The following is a 20998-nucleotide window of genomic DNA, read 5'->3' as shown; positions in this document are numbered from 1 at the left end:
TTTTATGGGTGCACGTCACAGCGAAAGTGAGACGGGTTAGCGTCCCTCACCACGCGCCGTTCGGGTTGCCGTCGCGTTTGCCGTCCTGGGCATCGCGCTGATTCTGCTGCCGGTCCTTGTTCTGACCCTGCAGCTGCTCCCGGCGCTCCTTCTCCTCCTGGGTCTCGCCCTCGTAGGGGTCCTCGGAGGGGCTGGGGCTGGGCGACGGATCCGTCTGCTGGTCCTGCTGTTGCTGCTGGTCCTGCGATCCGCTCTGCCCCTGAGACTCCTCCTCAGTCTGCTGCTTCTTGTCCCCGACGCGCTCCTTGTTTTCGTCGGCGGGGTTGTTGGATTCACTGCCCGACTGCTGGCCCGACTGTCCACCCGACTGGTTCTGGTCGCCGGACTGGCCGCCTCCACCGGAGGCGGTCTGGCAGGGGGAGATCGTATCCTCGGCCTCCTGGTAGACACTCACCGCGCTAGCGGTCGAGCCCGAGGCGCGCAGCTGGTCGCCCTGAATCTCCAGTCCGATAGCGAGATTGACGCGCACGCGACACTCGTAGGAGAAGGGCTCGAGGCGACCGGGCTGAACCTCGGTGGCCTTGGGCACGAGGTCGAAGGCGGTACGCAGCTCTTCCACGCCCTCGTCCACGCGGTCCTGGCGCACGAGTGTGGTGCCGAGGTTGTAGTGGGCGACCCAGGCCTCGATACCGATACCCGTCCACGTCCGCTGTCCCTCGTAGCCGGCCTGCGCGGCCTCGTACTCCTGGGCGTGCCAGTGCTTCAAGGACGACTCGGACCAGAGCTTCAGGCCGATCAGGTACCCGGCGATCACCAGGGCGATGACGAGAATCGGGATGGAGTACCACAGGGGACGCAGCGCGCGCGGGGAGCGCTGCACTTTCTGCTTGCCGTTGGTGGCCTGGCCGAGCTGCTCACGAACCGAGGAATCGACCGGGCCACCCGAGAGGGCGCCGAAAGGCAGGAGGTCCTCTTCGGGCAGGTTGTTGTTAGAGGGCATGCGAATTCCTCAGCTGTTGAGCGCGCAGCGCCAGGGTAGCGCCCTCCCACGCGAGGAGTCCCCCGAGCAGGAGCGCGAACGGCCAGATGATGTAACGGTACGTGTCTTTCATGTTGCGCTGTTCGGAGATCTCCGTCGCGCTATCCATGATGGTGCGCGCGTGGGACTCGATCGCCGACTTGTCGGGCGAATGCACGTAGTCGACGCCGATGCGCGATGCGACCGACTGGAGGGCTGCCTCGTCGATCTTCGAGATGGCGACCGGGTTGCCAGGCTGGGACAGGTCGTGGATGTAACCATCATCGCCCGCACTCTGCGACTCGCTGTTTCCCAGGCGCAGCACCTTCATCCGCCCGCCCGCTTCGGTGCCGTAGCCGATGACGAGGCCGCCGTCGGCGTACTCCTTGACGCGGTCCCAGTCCTCCTCGGACCCACTGGGCGCGCTCGACCAGTGATCCTGGTTCGAGGTCTCGCCGTCGGAGAAGATGAAGACGACGCGCAGATTCTGGGGGTGGCGCTCCTTGTTTTTCGCGAGGAGGGCCGCCAGGTCCGCGGCGGGGCGGTTGATCGACGATCCCTGGGAGGATGCGGATAGCTCTCGGTTGAAGCTATCCATGTACGAGGCCACGGCGGAGGCATCGCTCGTCAGCGGCATGTCCGTGTGCACCGAGGAGTCCCACGTGAGGATCGAGAAACGAGAGCCCGCGAGCGAGTTCATGAGGAGGGAGACGTCGTTGCGCACGCCGTCGATGCGAGGCTTGTTGCCGTCCCAGTCCTCTGCCGCCATGGAGCCCGTACGGTCGATGACGAGGTAGACCTCGAGCGCCGAGGAGACCTCAACGGCCTCGCCGGGGATCGACGGACCGGCACCCATGACGATGACGGTCAGGACGATCAGCGAGCGGCGGATGATGTCCATGACGCGCTTGCGAGCGGCGCGCCTGGCGGACAGGAACACGAAGGTTGCTGCGATCGCCAGGATGAGGACCAGCAACACCGGGTGGATCACGGGGCGAAAAATCATGTCAGAGCCTCCCGAAAGCAAGCAGACCGAGCAGGGACAGGACACCGACGATGGTCCAGCCGAGGGCGGCGCCCGGGCGGTCGGTTTCCACGAGCTTGCCCGCGGAATCGAGTTCTTCCTTCTGCTCGGATTCAATCTGCCGAACGACGTCATCGACGGCGGAAGGGGACGACGCGTCGTAGAAGTCGCCGCCGGTGGACTTGACCTGGTCCTGCAGCTCCACGCCCTCGTCCTTCATTCCGTACTTCGACCCGGGGTACAGGACCGAGACGGTCACGCCCTGGCTCTTCGCGAATTCGATAGCTTCGGACAGGTTGTAGATGCCCTCGCCGAACACCTCGTTGTCGGTCGCGAGCAGGATCGTGCGCGAACGCTTCTTGTCGGTGTGGTCGAAGCCCAGCACGCAGGAGGCGAGGCCATCGCCAACCAGGGACCCGCGCTTCTCATCCGGGTTACCGAGCGTCGGCTTGAGGTAGGCCTCGAGCTCCTTGGTGAAGTAGATCTTGTTACCGATCTGGCTGAAGCCTCGGTCGATTTGTTGGGCCATCTCGGTGAGCACGTCGTCGGCCATCTCGTAGTCGTCGGTGAGCGGGAACATCGTCATCGAGTAGGTGTTCCACAGCTGCAGCGAGATTCGCTCGCCGTTGAAGTGCGCGATGATCTGCTTGAAGGCGTCGCCGATCTCCGAGTCGTAGGGAAGCATCGAACCGGAGGCGTCCAGGCACAGGACGATGTCGCGGCTCGCGGACTTGTCGTACTTCGTGTAGCGATCCACGGGAGCGCCAGCCGACACCGACGTCGCGATGACGGCGATGATGAAGCAGACGACCGCCATCGCGAGCGACGAACGGGTGCGGCGCACGAGCGCCTGATACTTGGGAAGGTCGCGCAGGAAGCCGGTGTTGGCCACCCAGCCCTTCTTGCCCGAACGCTCGCCGGCTCGGCGGGCGAGCATCCATCCGATGACGGTCGCCGCGACGACGACCAGCAGGACGACGGGAATAAGCCACCCAAACCTCATACGTTCACCGCCTCCACAGCCATGGTCAGAACGCGGGTGACAGCCTCATGCGAGGGCTGTCCCTGCGGGATGTTGTCACCCGTGAAACTGGGAACTTCACAGGCCTGAAGGATGTCGGCCAAGCCCGGCCACACGGGGACGAGCTCGCGCACCTCGGAAACGGTTGCGACCTCGAGGTCGCGGCCCGTACGCTCCGTGCCGAGCGCACGCATGAGGCCGGCGAGCGCGAGGTGCACGCCGCGCGCGTCCAGGTCGCCGTCGGCGTAGCGGTCCGCGATCTGATCGATGAAGGTCAGGTACTTCTTGCGGCGCGCATCCGTGATCGTCTGCAGCTCCATGACCTCGCCGATGCGCGAGGTCCACCAGCGCCACACGCTGTACAGGATCCACCCGATCACGCCGACGACGATCGCCAGGCCGAGGACCCACATCCAGTTCGGATAGGGGACGGGATCCTGCAGGTATTCTTTGAGGTCACCGGACATGTGCGCCCCTTTCGAGAGCGCGCATGAGGGCGCGCGGCACTTCTTCACTGGACGAGACATCCACGTGGATGACCCCCCTCTTATCAAGCATCTGGGTCACTGCGGCGCGTCGCATCGCCATCACGTTCGCGGCCTCACCCGAGAGCTGGTCGTCGCGCAGCAGGAAGTCGGGCAGCGGCCCCTCGTTCACGTCGACGACGTCCGTTCCCTTGTCCAGGGACGTCGGATCGATGTCGGCCACGCTAATCTGAATGACCTGGTGGCGCACCGACAGCGACTTAATCAGGTCATCGGACACGCGCGTCGGCTCCGGCTGGGTCGCATCCGTGACGATCACGATGAGGCTTCGCCGCTGGGTGACGGTACGGGCGCGCGCCAGGAGTTTGGGCACGTCCGAGTGGGGCGAGGACAGGGTGATGTCCTCCTCGATGCGGCGCATCACGGTCTCGGCGTGCGCGTTGCCCGAGCGGGCGGGCATGAAGCGCACGCGCTCGGAGTCGCCGGCGACGAGGCCAATCTGGTCTCCTCGGGCGACGCTCAGCCATGCGATCGCCTCGCATGCCGTCAGCGCCACCTCTTCCTTCGTCTCCCCAGAAGGGGCCAGCGCGCCCATCTCACGCCCGGTGTCGACGACGAGCATAACCTGCAGGTTAGCTGTCGCCTCGCGTCGCTTAATGACCGGCGATCCCGTGCGCACGGTTGCCGGCCAGTCGATGGCACGCACGTCGTCGCCCGCCTGGTAGGGAGCCAAGTCCATGAACTCCCAGCCGCGTCCGTGCCTCAGCGCCGAGTGCTGGCCGTCCATGATGGACAGCAGCTTGCGCAACACGGGCAGCTGGATGCGCGACGAGAGCGAGTGGATTTCGCGCGAGCGTACAGGCATAGCGTTCCTCTAGAAAGTCGACTGGCGTGTGGGGGCGGGGTTCTTTACGGAACGGGAACCGCGTTGAACACGGCGTCGATGAGGCCCTCAATGGACACGTTGTCGGCGAGCGCGTCGAAGGTACGGATGATGCGGTGACGCAGGATGCCGTAACGCATCGCCTTAATGTCGTCGGGCATCACGTGATTGCGACCGGACATGAGGGCGATTGCCTGGGAAATCTGCATGAGCGCGATGCCGCCACGCGGCGAGGCGCCGACACGCACGTGGTTGTTCCACCCCGGCAGAGGGTTAGGACCGGCGCCTCGCGTCGTGTTCACAATGTCCACGATGTACGCCTTGAGCGTCTCGTGGACAAACACGCGGCGGGTCGCCTCCTGCAGGGTGCGCACATCGGCGAGCGTGATCGGCGCCGCCGACGACTTCGCCGCAATCTGGCCGTTGTCGATACGCGTCAGAACCTCAAGCTCCTCAACGGGCGTCGGGTAGGTGATGACCTCCTTGAGGAGGAAACGGTCCATCTGCGCCTCGGGCAGCACGTAGGTGCCCTCTTCTTCGATGGGGTTCTGGGTCGCCATGACCATGAAGGGGCTGGGCAGCTTGTGGTTGACACCGCCGATGGTGGTCTGGCGCTCCTGCATGGCCTCCAGCATGGCGGACTGGGTCTTCGCGGACGAACGGTTGATCTCGTCCATGAGGACCATGTTCGCGTGAACGGGACCCAGCTGGGTGACCATCTCACCGCGTTCCTGGCTCCAGATCTGCGAGCCGACGATGTCGTTCGGCATGAGGTCGGGCGTGCACTGGATGCGGTGGAAGGTACCAGAGACCGCGGACGCGAGTGTCTGTGCGGCGGTCGTCTTCGCGAGGCCGGGGACAGATTCGACCAGCACGTGGCCACCCGCGAGCAGCGCGGCGGTCAATGCTCGGCGCAGACCCTCCTGGCCGACGACGGTGTGCTGGAAAATATCGTTCATACGATCGAGCAGCCCCTTGGCGTGGGCCAGCTCTTCGTTGGTCAAGTAGTTGGGCACGGGCTCTCCTTGCGTGCGCGGTCGGATGCAGTCTCAGTGTAGCCGTCTCCGCCGCCGCGCACGCAATCCGGTCAGTTTTCGCGTAGATATCAACGAGCCGCAGAAACGGACACACAAAAGGGGCGAGCCCCGGAGTTTCCTCCGGGGCTCGCCCTCAGATCCGCGCGGATCAGGCCTGCTTCGCGGCGGCAATGCGCTCGCGGAACTTGGCCAGCTGCTCGGTGATGGCAGCGGGGAGCTTATCGCCGAACTGCGAGAAGTACTCCTCGGTGTCGTTCATCTCGGCGGCCCAAGCGTCGGGGTCGATCGCGAAGAGCTTCGCCCAGACGGTCTCGTCGATGTCCAGGCCCTCAAGGTTGAAGTCCTCGAACTTCGGGTAGCGGCCGGTCACGCCGTCGATTGCCTCGACCTCGCCAGCCGCGCGGCGAACGATCCAGTCCAGAACGCGGGAGTTGTCGCCGAATCCGGGCCACATGAAGTTGCCGTCTTCGTCCTTGCGGAACCAGTTGACCTGGTAGACCTTCGGGAACTTCTCGCCCAGCTTGTCCTGCATCTCCAGCCAGTGGCCCCAGTAGTCGGCCATGTTGTAGCCGCAGAAGGGCAGCATGGCGAAGGGGTCGTGGCGCAGCGAACCGGCCTTGACGTCGGTTGCAGCAGCGGTGACCTCAGAGGCCACGGAAGCGCCGATGAACACGCCGTGTGCGGGCTCGTACTGCTCAGCAACCAGCGGAACGTTGGTTGCACGGCGACCACCGAAGAGGATGGCGTCGACCGGAACACCCTCGGGGGCTTCCCAGTCGGGGCAGATGATCGGGCACTGCGAGGCGGGGACGGTGAAGCGGCTGTTCGGGTGAGCAGCCTTCTCGCCGGACTCGGGGGTCCAGTCGTTACCGTGCCAGTCGATCAGGTGGGCGGGAACCTCACCGTCGATGCCTTCCCACCACACGTCACCATCGTCGGTCAGTGCAACGTTGGTGAAGATGGAGTTGGCCTTGCCGGTCTCCATGGCCATGGGGTTGGTCTTGTAGGAGGTTCCCGGTGCAACACCGAAGAAGCCTGCCTCGGGGTTGATGGCGCGCAGGCGGCCATCGGTTCCCGGACGCATCCATGCAATGTCGTCACCCACGGTCTCGACCTTGTAGCCGGGGATGGTGGGCTGGAGCATGGCCAGGTTGGTCTTGCCACATGCGCTGGGGAACGCTGCGGTCACGTGGTACTGCTTGCCGGTGGACTCGCGGGTCAGGCGCAGGACGAGCATGTGCTCTGCCATCCAGCCATCGCGCTTTGCCATGGTCGAAGCGATACGCAGCGCGAAGCACTTCTTGCCCAGCAGTGCGTTGCCGCCGTAACCGGAACCGAAGGACCAGATTTCGTTGGTCTCGGGGAAGTGGGTGATGTACTTCTCGTCGTTGCAGGGCCAGGTGGAATCTTCCTGACCGGGCTCCAGAGGAGCACCGACGGAGTGAACGGCGGGAACCCACACGCGGCCCTCGTTGATGAGGTCCATTGCCTTTGCACCCATGCGGGTCATGATGCGCATGGAGACAACAACGTAAGGAGAGTCGGTGATCTCAACGCCGAGCTGGGAGATGGGGCCACCCAGGGGGCCCATGGAGAAGGGCACCACGTACATGGTGCGACCCTTCATGGCACCCGTGAACTTCTCGTGCAGGGTGGCCTTCATTTCCTTGGGGTCGGCCCAGTGGTTCGTCGGGCCGGCGTCCTCTTCCTTCTCACAGCAGATGAAGGTACGGGACTCAACACGCGCCACGTCGGACGGCTTGGAGCGAGCCAGGAAGGAGTTCGGGCGCTTCTCCTCGTTGAGCTTGGTGAACATGCCACTCTCAACCATCTGAGAGGTCAGGCGATCCCACTCCTCCTGGGAGCCGTCGGAGAACTCGATGGCGTCAGGGGTGGTCAGCTCAGCAATTTCAGCAACCCACTTGATGACATCTTCGGGAGCGTTCGCCGGAGCGGCTGCACGCACGTCCTGTTCGGTCACGGACATTTTGCCTCCTGAGGCATTTCGGATTGTCGAGGCCGCAGTTGCGTCCCCGATTGACAGAATCAATCATGCCGGACCCTTCACCCGCGCTTACGGGCGCTTGGTCCCGGTCACACCACAATCGTAGTCGAACGAGTCACACACCGCCCGGCCGATAGGGACCTTCAACCCACCCTGGGGCCGCCACACTTCACGCCCAACCCAGCCCCGACCTCGTGAATGAGACGGAAGTCGGCCCATCACCGTCCTCCGTGAGATAGACCACCTGATATGGGGTCACAAATCCATCACTGAACTTGAAGTCTCACCGCCCCATGACCGACGATTACAGGTAGCACAACAGTGCTGTTCGCCATTGGAAGGACCGAGTACACCATGGGATTCCGAAACAAGACCCAAGGCCCTGACTTTTTTGAAGACTTCACCTCCCAGGCCCGCCAGCTCGTGCAGGCCGTCGAATTCCTGACGCACATCTACGCCGCCTCCCCCGAGGAGCGCATCGCCCTGCGCGATCAGCTCCACGAGGTTGAGCACCGCGGCGACGAGCTGAACCACGCGATCGTTCAGCGCATCAACTCCTCGTTCATCACGCCTTTCGACCGCGAGGACCTGCAGTCGCTGGCGTCGCACCTGGATGATTGCCTGGACTTCATCGACGAGGCCGGCGACCTCCTGGTCGTTTACGGAATCGCCGACATCCCCTCCTCCCTGGTCTCCCTGCTCAACGAGCAGATCGCGGTCATCAAGCACTGCGCAGACCTCACTGCCGAGAACATGCCCAAGCTCAAGTCGCCCGTGGACATGCGCGACTACTGGATCGAGATCAACCGTCTCGAAAACGAGGGAGACCTGGCGTACCGTCGCACGCTGACGGCCCTGTTCGACTCGGGCCTCGACCCGGTCACGATCATCAAGCTCAAGGACATCGTCCAGGGCCTCGAGTCCTGCGCCGACGCGTTCGAGGAGCTGGCCAACGTCATCGAGTCCCTCGCACTGAAGGAATCTTGAGCCGTGGATCTGAATCTGATCCTCGTCTGCGTCGTCATCGCCGTCGCGCTGTTCTTCAGCTACACGAACGGCTTCCATGACGCGGCGAACGCGATCGCGACCTCCGTGTCGACGCGCGCGTGGACTCCCCGCGCGGCGCTCCTCATGGCCGCGACGATGAACGTCATCGGCGCCATGATGGGCACGGCCGTCGCGAAGACTGTCGGCAAGGGCATCATTTCGATCAGCGACTATGCCGAGTCGCCCCTGCCGGAGATGCAGCAAAAGGGCCTGGTCATCATCCTGGCCGCCCTGCTGGGCGCCTGCATCTGGAACCTGATCACCTGGTGGTTCGGGCTCCCCTCGTCCTCCTCGCACGCCCTGATCGGCGGCATGGTGGGCGCAGGCCTCATGAGCGGCACGGTCGTGTACTGGTGGGGCATCATGAGCCACGTCGTCATCCCGATGTTTGCCTCCCCCATCATCGGCTTCGTCATTGGCTACATCGCCATGAAGATCGTGCTGTCGCTGCTGCACAAGGCGCAGTATCACCGCACGATGCGTCGCTTCCGCGCCGCGCAGCGCTTCTCGTCGGCGGCTATGGCCCTGGGCCACGGCATCCAGGACGCGCAGAAGACGATGGGTATCATCATCATGGCGCTGCTGGCCGGCGGTTACGGCGAGACACACAACATCCTCGATCCCGTCACGGGTGAGATGAACGTGCCGCTGTGGGTGAAGATCTCGGGTGCTCTGGCGATCTCGCTGGGCACGATGGCTGGCGGCGGGCGCATCATGCGCACGATCGGCCGCAAGATCATCGACCTGGATCCGGCTCGCGGCTTCACCGCCGAGGCCGTGTCCGCCTCGATCCTGTACCTGTGCTCGTACGTCATCCACGCCCCGATCTCGACGACACAGGTCGTGTCGACGGCGATCATGGGCGTGGGCTGCACGAAGCGGTTCTCGGCTGTGCGCTGGGGCGTCGCCGGCAACATCGTCATCGCGTGGTTCCTCACGCTGCCAGCCGCGGCCATTGTGTCTGGCATCGTGTACCTCCTCGTGGCGCTTCCCCTGGGGGTCCACTAGTGGTGCGCTCTCGCCTCATCGGCGCGATCGCCGTCGTCGGACTCCTCGCCGCCCCGCTTGCGGCATGCTCGGACTCGTCCGTCATGCACATGCGGGTGGGCCAGTGCATCCTCCTGCCGGAGGGGTCGGAGGAAACCACGGCGACCACCCTCGAGACGACCGGCTGTACGCGCGAGCACGACGCCGAGGTCTTCCACATCGACACGGTGGCCGACGGGGATTTCCCGGGTGCGGACGAGCTCAACAGGCAGGCCGAATCGATGTGCATATCGGCGTTTGATGAGTACGTGGGCGCGGATTACCTGACGTCATCGCTGGATGCGACGTGGATGATCCCGACGAAGGATTCGTGGGCGCAGAAGGACCGCACAATCGTGTGTCTGGCTCGCCCGCTGGATCATTCAAAGCTCACCTCGTCGGTGAAGGAGTCGGGCCTGTAGGGTTTCCTCCACCTCGACATGTCGATGGGTGGTGCGTGGTTCATTCCGCGCACCACCCACTACTTTTACCGCGCGGTATTGTGATTGTTACAATTCGTATCGCGGCCTCTCGGTGGACTCTTCTGAAGGCTTCCTCCCGGCCCGCGCGCATCCCCATCGAACACGCCCCACTGTCAAGGAGCACCATGTCCCGCACCCTGCCTCGCGCCCTGGCTCTGACGGCCTCGGCCCTCGCCCTCGCCCTGACGACGTCGGCCTGCAGCCTGCTCTCCTTCGGCCCGCGCACCTCCGCTTTCAGCATGAAGGTCGGCCAGTGTGTTCAGCTGCCCACTGGCGATGGCGATAACGTCACCGACCTGGAGACCACCGACTGCTCTGCCTTGCATGACGCCGAGGTCTTCCACCTGACCCAGGTCACCGAGGACGAGCGCCCGAGCGACTCCGAGCTCGAGGACATGGGCGGCGACGCCTGCCTGGCGGCCTTCGAGGGATACGTGGGTATCCCCTACGAGGAGTCCGAGCTGGACTACACGATGCTCTACCCGTCCCCGGGCAGCTGGGAGCAGGGCGACCGAGAGATCATCTGCTTTATCATTTCCGGTGACGGCACGGACACTCAGCTGTCCGGCTCCATGAAGGGGTCCAACAAGTAAGCGGACACCTTCGCACCCAAGGAGAATCATGTCCCAACGTTCATTCGCATCCCGCACCGCGCGCCCCGCGCTGATCCTCGGGGTCTCGGCCACCATCCTGAGTCTGGGCCTGTCCGCATGCATACCGAGCTACCGGCCTCGCAGCTCGTCGCCCAACCCGGCGCGCACCTCGTCCAGCGGGAGAAATCCCACTGCCCCGTCGAAACCAGCCACTGGGCCCATTTACTTCGCCGATCTCGCGGTCGGCCACTGCTTCCAGGACTGGACTGAGGGAGATACGCAGCTGATGGCCGTCGACTGTTCAACCCCACACGACAACGAGGTTTACTACGTAGCGGAGCTTACGGAGGATGACCTTCCCTCCGAGAACGACTTGGATCGCATCAGCAGTGGACTATGCCTTGCTTCGTTCGAGCCCTATGTTGGCGCGCTCCCTGATGAAACGACGTTCGACTACTCCTGGCTAGTTCCGGGCGAGGAAGCTTGGTCCGAGGGTGACCACACCATCGCCTGCTACCTTTTCGCCGCAGATCAATCGAAGCTGCATCAGTCGGCACAGAACTCGTATCAGTGAGTGCGGACGTCCCCATCTACATACCCTGGCAGGCGTGGCGGCTCGGCTGGTGCCGGGTCGCCACCGCTTTTACCCCTGCGACCTGCGCCTTGTATAGTGTCACCATCGACACCGAAGTCCTACCGGACAGTCAATGTCGCCGTCCCGTGTGCATCGCATCCCATCGGCCACGGTCCCATCACCCAAGGAGCATCATGTCCCGCGTTTCTACCCGTACTCTTGCGCTCGCGTCGTCCGTCGCGGCCCTGTCCATGACTCTGTCCGCCTGCTCCCTGCTGGGCGGCAACACCTCGGCCTTCAACGTCGAGGTCGGTCAGTGCGTGCAGCTGCCGAACGGCAGCACCATCTCGCGCGTCGAGGTCGTCGAGTGCACCGCCGAGCACGACGGCGAGGTCTACCACATCGAAAAGCTCACTGACGGCGAGCGCCCCTCCGACTCCGCGCTCAACGATCGCATGACCGAGGTCTGCACCAGCACCTTCGAGGGATACGTGGGCGCCGCCTACGAGGACTCCGACTTGGAGATCACGACGATGTTCCCGACGGAGGCGAGCTGGAAGCTGGGCGACCGCGACATCGTGTGCATCGCGATTTCGAATGACGGTGAGAAGCTGTCGAAGTCCGTGAAGGACTCCGGCATGTGACCTGCGCTCGTACGCGCTCTGATGGCGGCTCGGCTTGTGCCGGGCCGCCTCAGTGCTTCTTGGAGGCCTTGCGCGCGTGGGTGGCGGGGTTTTTCGTGGTAACACCGTGCGTTTCGAGGGCTGCGACGACCGGCCCGTCGGGACCGTGCTCGACGTGTGCGACGAGGACCTGACCGTGGGCCAGGCGCGGGGCCTCGGCACCGGCAACAGCACCGGACGCGTAGGCGCGGATCTCCTCGATGACGGCCTCACGCACGGCGCCCGCGACGGACAGGACCGTGGGGGACGCGTGCTCGCGCAGGCGCTGCGCCGCAAAGGCGCGGACACGACCGAGGCGCGCCTCGTCGCCGATAGATGCGTCTGAGCCGGTGGCGGTCAGGTCGAGGGAGTCGACGAGCGTCACCGATCCCCCACCCATCGACGCCCAGGGCGTGAGGCTCTGGCGCGCGCGGGCGACCGGCGACGCGAACGCGCGAGCGACGCCGAAGCTCGAGAGCAGGTCAATGAGATCGAAAGCCTGGCGCACACCGAATCGGCTGAGCGGCGGGTCGACGGGTTCGCGAGCAGCTTCGACCTTCTTCGCCGAGGCCTGCTCCACCTGGGCGGCCCTCCTAGCCGCGGCGGACGCGACCATCGCGGGGGTCGGCGCGGGGCGAGGCTTGGCGGGGGCCGCAGCCGCGGCGGGCACGGCGGGGCCGCCGGAAGACGCGGAAGACCCGGAAGAAGCGGCAGGCGACGCGGAAGCGTGGGCGTCCCCGGCCTCGTCGAGGCGCGGGGTGACGCCCTGCCCGGGACGCAGAACGAGGAGCGTTGTCGTCACGAGGCGGCCTTCGCGGGCGCGGGCGACAATGTCGGCGAGGAGGCGGCGGTCGCCTCGGCGCGTGAGCATGTCGGCGGCGCGCTCGGGCGAGGTCCACGCGGTCTGGTCGATTTCGGTGCGCGGGGCGCGCGCGACGGGGGCGCGCAGGCGCTCGGAGGCGTGGCCGGGGGGAACCGGTGTGCCCACCCAGTAGTGGACTTCCTTGGTCTGCCCGCCGCCCAGGCGGTAGCGCTGGGTCGTCAGGGGTGCGCCGAGCGTGACGATCTGTCCGGTCTCTTCCTCGACTTCGCGCACCGCAGCGGCGACGAGGGACTCACCGTTTTCGGTCTTGCCCTTGGGCCAGGACCAGTCGTGGTAGCGCGGCCGGTGGACCATGAGGACTTCGATGTCCGCGGGGTCGATAGGCTCGCCGGGGACGGCGACGCGCGCGGGGTCCGTGAAGCGCCAGACGAGTGCGCCCGCAGAGCGAACGAGTCGCTGGGGGCGTGGGGCTGGCATCGGGCGCATAGGGAATAGGGTAGTCGCCCGGGCGCGCCCTTGCCCTGGTGGGCGCGCCACGTCACCCCGGGTCACGCCCGGGGTGAGGCACCCCGGCCTCGGCGGCGAGGGGTCAGTCGAGGGAGCCGACAGCCGCCTCCCGCGCGGCGACGTCGAGCTCGTCGGCGGTGACCAGCAGCGCGGAGTGGCGCATGGTGACGCGGTGGGCGAGCGGGTCCGAGGGGTCTTCGATCCACAGGGCCCCGGCCTCGCCGGCGGCGAGCACGCGCATCGCCCGCGACGCCTGGGCGAGCACATACTCGAGGTCATCGTCGGTCAGGTCGCCGCGCAGCAGCGAGTCAATTTCCTCCATGATGAGGTTCAGGGGGCGTAGCTCGACGGGGGCCTCGAGGCCCTGGATGATGGGCGCGCGCATCCCGTCGGCGTAGCGCTCAGCCACCAGGAGCGGATCGCGGTGGTACCACTCGTGCAGCAGGTAGACGCGCCAGAGCGCCCCGGGGAGGGTGAACTCGGGGCTGCGCGACCACACGTGCGCGATCGTATCCACGCCGCGGGTGCGCACGGTCTCGCGCAGGCGAGCGACGTCCGCGTCGGTGAAGGTCTCGTCTCCCACGCCCATGAGGGCCCAGGCAGCGGTGTGCGCGACGGCGGCGGTGGCCGCGGGATCTTCGTCGCCGACGATGGCCTCAGCCCGGGCTGCGTCGAGCATGGCGGGGCGTCGCGGCATCTTCGATTGGGCCATGGGGACTTCTTCCTCCTACAATGGGGCTGCTGGGCCTATAGCTCAATGGTAGAGCAGCGGACTTTTAATCCGTAGGTTGGGGGTTCGAGTCCCCCTGGGCCTACTGGTCGCCTCGGAACGTTCCGGGGCGTTCACGCTATCTGCGGGCGCGCGCCCGCGCTGGAGGTGCAGCATGGATCCTCGTTTTTCTCGCGCGTACGGCGCCCTGGCTGGCCTGGCGCTCGGCGACGCGCTGGGCATGCCGACGCAGGCAATGTCTCCCGAGCAAATCCGCGCGGTGTACGGGCGCATCACGGGCCTCGTCGACGGTGACGCCTCGCAGCCCTACGCGCCGGGGATGCCGGCGGGGTCGGTCACGGATGACACGGAGCAGGCGCTGCTGATTGCATCCCTCCTGGTACGAGGCCGGGGCACGTCCTCGGGTCGCGTGGCCCTGGACGCGGGCGAGTTCGCCCACGCGCTGCTGGCCTGGGAGGATTCGATGATCGAGCGCGGATCGCTCGACCTGCTGGGGCCCTCCACGAAGGCGGCGCTCGAGCGCGTGCGCGCGGGCGAGGATCCGCTGACCGTGGGCGGTGCGGGCACTACGAACGGCGCGGCGATGCGCGTCACCCCGATTGGCATCGCGATGCCAACGGCGGATCCGGAGGCGTTCGCGGACGCCGTCTGGTCATCCTGCCAGGTCACGCACGCGACGCGACAGGGCTTCCAGTCGGCGGCGCTCGTGGCGGCGGCCGTGTCCATGGGTATTGACGCGGCGCGTTCGCCTTCCTTAGACCTGAGAAGCCTGCTGTGGAAGGCCCTCTCCTACGTCGATTCGCTGCCCGAGCGCGGCGCATGGACCCCCGACCCGGACGTCGTCGCGGCGACACGCCGGGCCATGCAGCTGACCGCCAACCCCGCGTCCTCGTCCCTGGAATGCCTGGTCGAGCAGGTGGGCACGTCCGTGGCATCCGCGCAGGCGATCCCGATGGCCTTCGCGCTGCTCGCACGAGACCCCTCCCCGCAGGCGCTGCTGGACGCCGCCAACATCGGCGGCGATACCGACACGATCGGCGCAATCGCGGGCGCAATCCTGGGCGCCGCCCTCGGCTTTGAGGTCTTTGTCGGCCGCGGCCTCGCCCAGGTCGAACTCGCCTCCCACCTGGACCTGCCGTCCGTCGCCCTCGAGCTGTTGGAGCTGCGTGCGGCTCACGAGCCTGCCGCGAGCGCACCCGCAGCCTCCAAGACTGAGGACTCGAGCGAAGCCGCTTCTCCCGAGGTGCCGGCCCCGGCCTCGTCCTCCGTTCCCGGGGCAGGCCGAGTCGTCCTCATGGGGCAGATCCTCGTGGACCGTGTCCTTCAGGGGGCGCGTCCGATTCACGGCGGCGGCTCCGAATGGGCGCGTGACGGGGGCACGCACGTGGGCGGTGGCTTCAACGCGCTCGTGGCGGCGCGCCGGATGGGAGCCGAGGCCATCTCCCTCAGCCCGATTGGCGCCGGACCCCACGCGTCGATGATCGAGGCCGCCCTCGCTCGCGAGGGAATCGTCGATGCCGGACCACGCGTGGACGGCATGGACAACGGATTCTGCGTCGCCATGATCGGTCACGACGCCGAACGCACCTTCATCTCGACGAAGGGCGCTGAGACGATGACGCCCGAGACCGCGTGGGCGGACTTCGTGCGGACGATGAACCCGGGCGACGTGCTGTACATCGACGGATACCTCATGGACCACCCCGCGAACCGCGAGGCCGCGGAGGCTGCGTTACGCGTCTTGCCCGAGGGTGTGCGCGTGCTCCTGGATGTCTCTCCCGTCATCGGGATCCCGGAGAGCTTGCCCGCGCACCACGCGATCATCTCGATGAACAGCGTCGAGGCGAGGGCAATCGCCAAGCAGTCGCGACTTGACGGCTACCTGCCTTTTGACTCTCTCAGTTGCCGCCTCGCGCAGACACTGGGGCGCGACACGTTGATTCGCCTCGGAGCATCCGGCGCGTATTTTGCTCGCTCTGCCAGCCCCGATAGCGAAACATCAGCCGCGCACATCCCGACCCCAACCGTCGACGCCGTCGACACGAACGGGGCCGGCGACGCCCACACCGGCGTCCTGGCGGCATCACTTGCCCTTGGTATCCCACTTGAGCGAGGCCTTGTCCTCGCCAACTGTGCGGGGGCCCTGGCCTCGACCGTGCCCGGTCCGGCCTCGTGCCCGACGCGCGAGGACATCGAGGCCGCGGCGGACGCACTGAGCGAGTCGGGAAACTGACATGGATCCGCGCTTTGATCGTGCCCACGGGGCGATGGCCGGACTCATTTACGGTCGGTCGCTCGGGGTCGATACTTCGGGCGAGGAAAGTACCGACGCTGCAAGCGTGTGCAAAGCCATTCTCGAGCTGCTGACAGTCGACAAATCGGCGGAGCCGCCGACACTGCCGTCACTGTTGGCCCCCACCAAACACCCGTACGCACTACTGATCGGCGGCGTCCAGGTCGGCATCTCCACCCCGACAAAGGGACCTCAGGTCTTTGCAGACGCCGTGTGGAACAACCATCTGATGGTTGAGCCAACGCGCCAGCAATTCCAGGCGTCAGCCCTCGTTGCCGCCGCCGTGTCACTCGGCCTCGACAGTCCGCACTTCCGCGTGGCCGATGTTCTAGTGAAAGCCGTCGATGTCGTTTCATCGCTGGAGGAACGCGGAGAGTGGAGCCCGGAGCCGAACGTCGTGGCCGCGACGCGCAGGGCGCTGAACATCGTCAGCGACATGAACGAGTACGTCGAATCCCCACTCGAACGTCTCCTCGAGCACATCGGTGCGGGCGATTCGCTCTCGCAGATCGTTCCCATGGCCTTTGCCCTGGCTTCCCGCTACCAGAACCCCCACCTCCTGGCCTCTCCCCTGCACCTGGGCCCCCAAGCGCACACGATCCTGTCCGTCGCCGGCGCGCTGGTCGGCGCGGTTCGTGGCGTGAGTTTCCTGCGGCCCTACGGCTACCCCCTGGTTGAGGAGGTGTTCACGCAGGACTTCAAACAGAGTGCACATGACCTGCTCGCGAAGCGCGTGCCTTACCCCGGCGACGCTCGCGCCTCGGACACGGCCGCTCCGTCGGGGCCCTCCTCGTTCGAGGATGACAATTCTGGCCAGCGCACGCGCCAGCGCTACTTCGAGCCCCTCAACCCACCCATGCCTCTCAAGGCGCTCCGCGGCGACTCTCAACGCGGACGCGTTGTTTTCCTCGGTGAGCTCTTTGCCGACCATCTCATGCACGCACACAAGTACCCGAAACTTGGGGAACACGTGTGGGCGTCGGACCAGGGACGGACTGCGGGCGGCATGTTCAGGGCCATGGCGGCGGCTCGCCATATGGGAGCCGAGGTCGTGTCGCTCGGCCCCATCGGGCAGGGACCCAACGCGCGTATCATCACGCAGGCCATGCGACGCATGAACATCGTCAACGCCGGCCCCCACCTGAGCGGAGTGGACAACGGCTACCGCCTTCAGTTCTCCGCCGACGAGGGGTACCGCATGATCCCACGCGGGACCCCCAACAACGGCTGGTTCTTGACCCTTTCGACGAGGAGTCCGATGCCTTCCGCGGCGTCGCGCGGGTGGTCGGAAGCCATCGAATCCCTGGGGCCCTCGGATGTTCTGTGGATCGATGGAACGCTCATGGGCGACGACACCACGGCACAGGCCCTGAACGAGGCCCTGCGAGGAGTTCCCGAACACGTGCGCGTCGTATTCGACGGGGCATCGGACGAGGGTATCCCCACCAATCTCCCTCTCGACAACGTCCTCGTATCGCTACGAATCGACAACCATGCGACGTTCAGCAAGCACTTCAACGCTGCCCCTACTCTCGTGCGTTACCGCGACCAACCCGAGCAGCAGGCGACAGCTCTGAGCCTGCTCAGCGCGCGCCACATCGTCGCATGCACTGACGACAATGATGCGCTGTTCGCGCGCCCCACGCTCGATGACGCCCGTATCCTGTCCCCCACTCTCACACGGGTTGCGGGGCCTTCGATCAATCCGGCGTTCAGAGCGGAGCGGATGGCGGACGTTCATTCCGGAACGCTGGCAGCCTGCCTCGCACTGGGCATGAGTGCCGAACGAGGGATCCTCCTGGCCAATTGCGCGGCTGCACTGGCGACCCCCGTCTCATTGTCCGCCCGAGACGCTATCGAGGCGGCCGCTCACGATCTTCTGACCCGCAATCAGGCCTAACAAGGAGAAACGAGAATGGATCCACGACTCCCCTACGCTCTCGGGGCGCTGGCAGGCTTGGCCCGCGCAGACGCAGCGCATTCGGACACGCTCGAGGCGTCCGATGGGCCTGGCTGCGAGGTCGCAACCTCGGCGATGGCCGTTGCCCTCCAGCTGCTGCGAGCACCGGGCGAGGACTGCACCACCCACTCCGGGACGCAGCTACCCACCACCGCGAGCGCTGATGCTCGTCTCATGTGCGCGATACCGGTCGGCATCGCGCTGTCGACGGTTGACCTCGAGGCATTCGCCGAGACCGTGTGGCGTGTATGCGGGTGTACGAGCCGGAACGAGTTTCAGTCCGCCGCGCTTCTTGCTGCCGCGGTGTCCATCGGCATCAATACCCGCATCCATGCCCGTCCTCTTTCCTACACCGACCCCCTGTGGGACGCCGTCGATGTCGTGAGCGCGATGCCCCCTCGCGGCGAAACAGACAGCAGCCCAGACGTGCTCGAGGTGGCCCAGCGCACCCTGAAGGCGGTTGCCAATACCCAATCGGATCTGCGCTCGTCGCCCGCGCCCGTACTTCAGGAAACGCTGTCAGACTGCGCTCCCTCCAGCCGGATCGTTCCGCTCGCTTTCTTCTTGGCTGCCTCTCCACAAGGCGCCGACGAGGCCTCGAAGTGCTTCGCGTTGAGCGGCTCACCGGCGCTGTGCGAGGCGGTTGTAGAGACGCTTTCTGGGATCTTCAAGCCAACCGGCGTGCTCCCAGACCCCAATCTGGCGCAATGCTCTGAGGGCGCTCACTCGGATTGGCTGGGGATCACCGGTCAGCTCCTCGAACTGCATCCTCTCACCCCCATCAAGTGGATCCGTCGAGCGTTGGGCGATTCCATTCCGCGCGTGCCCCGGCGTGATCCTTCCCCCTTCGAGGCCTCTGAATCTGGTGCGTCCACCCGCGCCGTTGCCGATGGCCCAAGCACCGATGAACAGCGGGATTCAAACGCTGCAGAGGCGTCGTCTGGCCGGGTCATCGTCATGTCCGAACTGATGCTTCGATACGACCGGGGCTCCGAGGAGGACCCCATTCCCGCCGGGAACGAGTGGACCACCCGAAAGGGCGTCTATCTTTCCCTCCCCTTCACGGTCATGCGGGCGGCGCGCGCCATGGGGGTCGAGGTCATCTCTCTGAGCCCGATCGGGCAGGGCCCGCGCTCCTCAGTCATCACCGATGCACTGGCACGCGAAGGGATCGTGAATGTCGGACCACAGGTGACCGGGGGCGATAGCGGGTTCATGTCGCCTATCACCAGAAAGTTCGGACCAGGCGAAACAGAAACAATCACGGGCATGCCACGGGACGGATGGGACGAGGTCATCCGCACTTTGGGCCCCTCCGACGTGCTCTACATCGACGCGGGAATCGAAACCAATCCAGCTGTTCTAGCGGCGGCCGAGCACGCGCTGTCTCACCTCCCCCAGCACGTACGAGTGATCCAAGACATGTCGGGAGCATTCATCGGTCCGCGTAATGTTCGCAACGATAGCGTACTGACGGTGCTGGACCAGGGGTCGGTACAGCGTTTGGGTGAGCGATTCATGTCCGATCGCACCGCCTACGACGCCTCCCGCGTCCCTGCTCACGCCGCGAGCTTCATCCTGTCTCTCTTCCATCGTTCCGCGCTCATCAGCACGATGACGTACGAGTCCTTCCTCGCTCGACCGCGCCACGCGACGGGCGAGGCGAGCGAGCCGCGGACCCGTTTCCAGGCCCCCACCGTCGTGTCCACCGACCACGACGGGTCTTACAGCGTCTGGACAGGAGCCCTCGCGGCCGCCCTCGCTGAGGGGAACGCCATCGAGCAGAGCATCGTCCTTGCGAACTGCGCGGGGGCCTTGGCCTCGACGATGCCCGGTCCGGCCTCGTGTCCCACGCGCGAACAGATCGAGGCCGCGGCTCGCACCCTGCCAGAGCGAGACGATGTTGAGCTGGAGCGCCGTGCCCGTGCCTTCGGGGCGCTGGCGGGAGTCGTGTTCGGCGATGCAATCGGCATGCCCGCTAAGGGTATGCCGACGGAGCAGGTTCAGGAGCTCTACCATCGGTCTTCCTCTCTGAAGGATGCGCCCACCTCACACCCCACGATGCCGGCAGCACCCGCGGGAACACTCACTGCTGTCACGAGCGAGGTTCTCGCGTCATCATCGGCGCTACTCTCGGAAGGCATCTCCCCTCTCAGGGGCGAGGCCGAGGACCGTGCGGGTGATGAGCTGGCGGGTTCTCGCTACGCTCTGCGCGCTATTCCGGTGGGCATCACGACCGTGACGACAGATCCCGAGGCCTTCGCGGAGGCCGTGTGGCAGGCCTGCGGAAACGAGAACCTCACCCGGCAGGAGTTCCAGGCGGCCGCTCTCGTCGCCGCGGCAATCTCCTTGGGCATTGACAAGAAAAACTACAGGGCCAGTGGAATCGCTTCTTTCCTGCAAGAAGCGATCAACTACGTGGCGGCTCTTCCCCCGCGAGGCTCCTCGAATAGCGAGCCTGACGTGTTGCAAGCTGCGCGCAAGGCGCTCGACATCGTCGCCAACTACCGGAGCGATGCCCTCGAGCGCCTGCGCGACTCGACCGGCACGTCCGCGGATCCGACACAGGCAGTTCCTGCTGCCTTCGCACTCGTTCACAAGAGCGAATCACGCTTCGCCGCTGTCAGCGCCGCTATCCTCGGCGGGGAGACAAGTTTAATCGCGGCGATTTCCAGCGCCGTTCAAGGGGCGATTTGCGGCATCACGATGTTCTCTCCCAACGACCTCGATACAATCGAGAGGGTTTCTCGCCCGCGCGTGGCTCCCCTGGCCGAGCGCCTCGTCGAACGGCGGGTGTACGTCTCCGATGATGCTGCGTCCAACTAGGA

Annotated in this window: 18 protein-coding genes and 1 tRNA gene; 10 read left to right on the top strand and 9 right to left on the bottom strand. The window is 65.7% G+C overall.

Annotated features, from left to right (window positions below; genetic code table 11):
- Nucleotides 1–46: 46 nt before the first annotated feature.
- From QP415_RS07390 to QP415_RS07360, 7 genes are all read right to left on the bottom strand, one after another.
- Complete coding sequence (locus tag QP415_RS07390) at nucleotides 47–1000, bottom strand: hypothetical protein (protein WP_016460475.1); 954 nt, start codon at nucleotides 998–1000, stop codon at nucleotides 47–49.
- A complete protein-coding gene (locus QP415_RS07385; protein ID WP_016460476.1) occupies nucleotides 990–2024 on the bottom strand; it encodes a vWA domain-containing protein in 1035 nt (344 codons plus the stop codon). The genes QP415_RS07390 and QP415_RS07385 overlap by 11 nt, the downstream gene beginning before the upstream one ends.
- Before the next feature lies 1 nt (nucleotide 2025).
- Nucleotides 2026–3045: a vWA domain-containing protein gene (locus QP415_RS07380; protein ID WP_285099579.1), complete on the bottom strand. Its 1020-nt coding sequence runs from the start codon at nucleotides 3043–3045 to the stop codon at nucleotides 2026–2028.
- Nucleotides 3042–3530 (bottom strand): hypothetical protein, encoded by a 489-nt coding sequence (locus QP415_RS07375; RefSeq protein WP_016460478.1) that lies wholly within the window; start codon nucleotides 3528–3530, stop codon nucleotides 3042–3044. Before QP415_RS07375 ends, QP415_RS07380 begins: the two co-directional genes overlap by 4 nt.
- Nucleotides 3520–4413, bottom strand: coding sequence for a DUF58 domain-containing protein (locus QP415_RS07370; RefSeq protein ID WP_016460479.1), 894 nt, complete (start codon nucleotides 4411–4413; stop codon nucleotides 3520–3522). The genes QP415_RS07375 and QP415_RS07370 overlap by 11 nt, the downstream gene beginning before the upstream one ends.
- 44 nt (nucleotides 4414–4457) lie before the next feature.
- Nucleotides 4458–5447, bottom strand: coding sequence for an AAA family ATPase (locus tag QP415_RS07365; protein WP_016460480.1), 990 nt, complete (start codon nucleotides 5445–5447; stop codon nucleotides 4458–4460).
- Nucleotides 5448–5616: 169 nt separating this feature from the next.
- Nucleotides 5617–7455: a phosphoenolpyruvate carboxykinase (GTP) gene (locus tag QP415_RS07360; protein ID WP_016460481.1), complete on the bottom strand. Its 1839-nt coding sequence runs from the start codon at nucleotides 7453–7455 to the stop codon at nucleotides 5617–5619.
- Between the two features lie 372 nt (nucleotides 7456–7827).
- Here QP415_RS07360 and QP415_RS07355 point away from each other — a divergent pair, with 372 nt between their 5' ends.
- The 6 genes from QP415_RS07355 (at nucleotide 7828) to QP415_RS07330 (ending at nucleotide 11839) form a co-directional block, all read left to right on the top strand.
- A complete protein-coding gene (locus tag QP415_RS07355) occupies nucleotides 7828–8460 on the top strand; it encodes a DUF47 domain-containing protein (protein ID WP_048677325.1) in 633 nt (210 codons plus the stop codon).
- A 3-nt stretch (nucleotides 8461–8463) separates the two neighbouring features.
- Nucleotides 8464–9528 (top strand): inorganic phosphate transporter, encoded by a 1065-nt coding sequence (locus QP415_RS07350; RefSeq protein WP_016460483.1) that lies wholly within the window; start codon nucleotides 8464–8466, stop codon nucleotides 9526–9528.
- Nucleotides 9528–9968 (top strand): septum formation family protein, encoded by a 441-nt coding sequence (locus QP415_RS07345; protein WP_285099578.1) that lies wholly within the window; start codon nucleotides 9528–9530, stop codon nucleotides 9966–9968. The genes QP415_RS07350 and QP415_RS07345 overlap by 1 nt, the downstream gene beginning before the upstream one ends.
- A 185-nt stretch (nucleotides 9969–10153) precedes the next feature.
- Complete coding sequence (locus QP415_RS07340) at nucleotides 10154–10621, top strand: septum formation family protein (RefSeq protein WP_285099577.1); 468 nt, start codon at nucleotides 10154–10156, stop codon at nucleotides 10619–10621.
- A gap of 28 nt (nucleotides 10622–10649) precedes the next feature.
- Complete coding sequence (locus QP415_RS07335) at nucleotides 10650–11195, top strand: septum formation family protein (RefSeq protein WP_285099576.1); 546 nt, start codon at nucleotides 10650–10652, stop codon at nucleotides 11193–11195.
- A 194-nt stretch (nucleotides 11196–11389) separates the two neighbouring features.
- Entirely contained in the window at nucleotides 11390–11839 is a 450-nt protein-coding gene (locus QP415_RS07330) for a septum formation family protein (RefSeq protein WP_285099575.1), read from the top strand.
- 49 nt (nucleotides 11840–11888) lie between these two features.
- Here QP415_RS07330 and QP415_RS07325 read toward each other — a convergent pair whose 3' ends face one another.
- Both QP415_RS07325 and QP415_RS07320 read right to left on the bottom strand, forming a co-directional pair.
- On the bottom strand, nucleotides 11889–13157 hold the full coding sequence (locus QP415_RS07325) for an NUDIX domain-containing protein (protein WP_285099594.1): 1269 nt from the start codon (nucleotides 13155–13157) through the stop codon (nucleotides 11889–11891).
- A 112-nt stretch (nucleotides 13158–13269) separates the two neighbouring features.
- Nucleotides 13270–13899: a hypothetical protein gene (locus QP415_RS07320; protein ID WP_285099574.1), complete on the bottom strand. Its 630-nt coding sequence runs from the start codon at nucleotides 13897–13899 to the stop codon at nucleotides 13270–13272.
- Between the two features lie 31 nt (nucleotides 13900–13930).
- Here QP415_RS07320 and QP415_RS07315 point away from each other — a divergent pair.
- The 4 genes from QP415_RS07315 to QP415_RS07300 all read left to right on the top strand — a co-directional run bounded on the left by QP415_RS07315 (nucleotide 13931) and on the right by QP415_RS07300 (nucleotide 20996).
- A tRNA-Lys gene (locus QP415_RS07315) sits at nucleotides 13931–14002 on the top strand.
- A 69-nt stretch (nucleotides 14003–14071) separates the two neighbouring features.
- Nucleotides 14072–16150: a PfkB family carbohydrate kinase gene (locus QP415_RS07310; RefSeq protein ID WP_285099573.1), complete on the top strand. Its 2079-nt coding sequence runs from the start codon at nucleotides 14072–14074 to the stop codon at nucleotides 16148–16150.
- A gap of 1 nt (nucleotide 16151) precedes the next feature.
- Nucleotides 16152–18110: a carbohydrate kinase gene (locus QP415_RS07305; RefSeq protein WP_285099572.1), complete on the top strand. Its 1959-nt coding sequence runs from the start codon at nucleotides 16152–16154 to the stop codon at nucleotides 18108–18110.
- A 15-nt stretch (nucleotides 18111–18125) separates the two neighbouring features.
- Complete coding sequence (locus tag QP415_RS07300) at nucleotides 18126–20996, top strand: ADP-ribosylglycohydrolase family protein (RefSeq protein WP_306559605.1); 2871 nt, start codon at nucleotides 18126–18128, stop codon at nucleotides 20994–20996.
- Nucleotides 20997–20998: the final 2 nt, after the last annotated feature.

It is taken from the genome of Pauljensenia sp. UMB3104 (genome assembly GCF_030217285.1).
Taxonomy (GTDB): Bacteria; Actinomycetota; Actinomycetes; order Actinomycetales; family Actinomycetaceae; genus Pauljensenia.
The sequence above is the reverse complement of the archived record's forward strand: the minus strand, read 5'-3'. Positions and strand labels throughout refer to the sequence as shown.

What these genes read in the sequence shown, in the direction of transcription:
- QP415_RS07390 (WP_016460475.1), bottom strand. Translation starts at nt 1,000, where the DNA reads ATGCCCTCTAACAACAACCTGCCCGAAGAGGACCTCCTGCCTTTCGGC.
- QP415_RS07305 (WP_285099572.1), top strand. Translation starts at nt 16,152, where the DNA reads ATGGATCCGCGCTTTGATCGTGCCCACGGGGCGATGGCCGGACTCATT.
- QP415_RS07355 (WP_048677325.1), top strand. Translation starts at nt 7,828, where the DNA reads ATGGGATTCCGAAACAAGACCCAAGGCCCTGACTTTTTTGAAGACTTC.
- QP415_RS07310 (WP_285099573.1), top strand. Translation starts at nt 14,072, where the DNA reads ATGGATCCTCGTTTTTCTCGCGCGTACGGCGCCCTGGCTGGCCTGGCG.
- QP415_RS07325 (WP_285099594.1), bottom strand. Translation starts at nt 13,157, where the DNA reads ATGCCAGCCCCACGCCCCCAGCGACTCGTTCGCTCTGCGGGCGCACTC.
- QP415_RS07330 (WP_285099575.1), top strand. Translation starts at nt 11,390, where the DNA reads ATGTCCCGCGTTTCTACCCGTACTCTTGCGCTCGCGTCGTCCGTCGCG.
- QP415_RS07375 (WP_016460478.1), bottom strand. Translation starts at nt 3,530, where the DNA reads ATGTCCGGTGACCTCAAAGAATACCTGCAGGATCCCGTCCCCTATCCG.
- QP415_RS07360 (WP_016460481.1), bottom strand. Translation starts at nt 7,455, where the DNA reads ATGTCCGTGACCGAACAGGACGTGCGTGCAGCCGCTCCGGCGAACGCT.
- QP415_RS07300 (WP_306559605.1), top strand. Translation starts at nt 18,126, where the DNA reads ATGGATCCACGACTCCCCTACGCTCTCGGGGCGCTGGCAGGCTTGGCC.
- QP415_RS07340 (WP_285099577.1), top strand. Translation starts at nt 10,154, where the DNA reads ATGTCCCGCACCCTGCCTCGCGCCCTGGCTCTGACGGCCTCGGCCCTC.
- QP415_RS07370 (WP_016460479.1), bottom strand. Translation starts at nt 4,413, where the DNA reads ATGCCTGTACGCTCGCGCGAAATCCACTCGCTCTCGTCGCGCATCCAG.
- QP415_RS07380 (WP_285099579.1), bottom strand. Translation starts at nt 3,045, where the DNA reads ATGAGGTTTGGGTGGCTTATTCCCGTCGTCCTGCTGGTCGTCGTCGCG.
- QP415_RS07320 (WP_285099574.1), bottom strand. Translation starts at nt 13,899, where the DNA reads ATGGCCCAATCGAAGATGCCGCGACGCCCCGCCATGCTCGACGCAGCC.
- QP415_RS07385 (WP_016460476.1), bottom strand. Translation starts at nt 2,024, where the DNA reads ATGATTTTTCGCCCCGTGATCCACCCGGTGTTGCTGGTCCTCATCCTG.
- QP415_RS07335 (WP_285099576.1), top strand. Translation starts at nt 10,650, where the DNA reads ATGTCCCAACGTTCATTCGCATCCCGCACCGCGCGCCCCGCGCTGATC.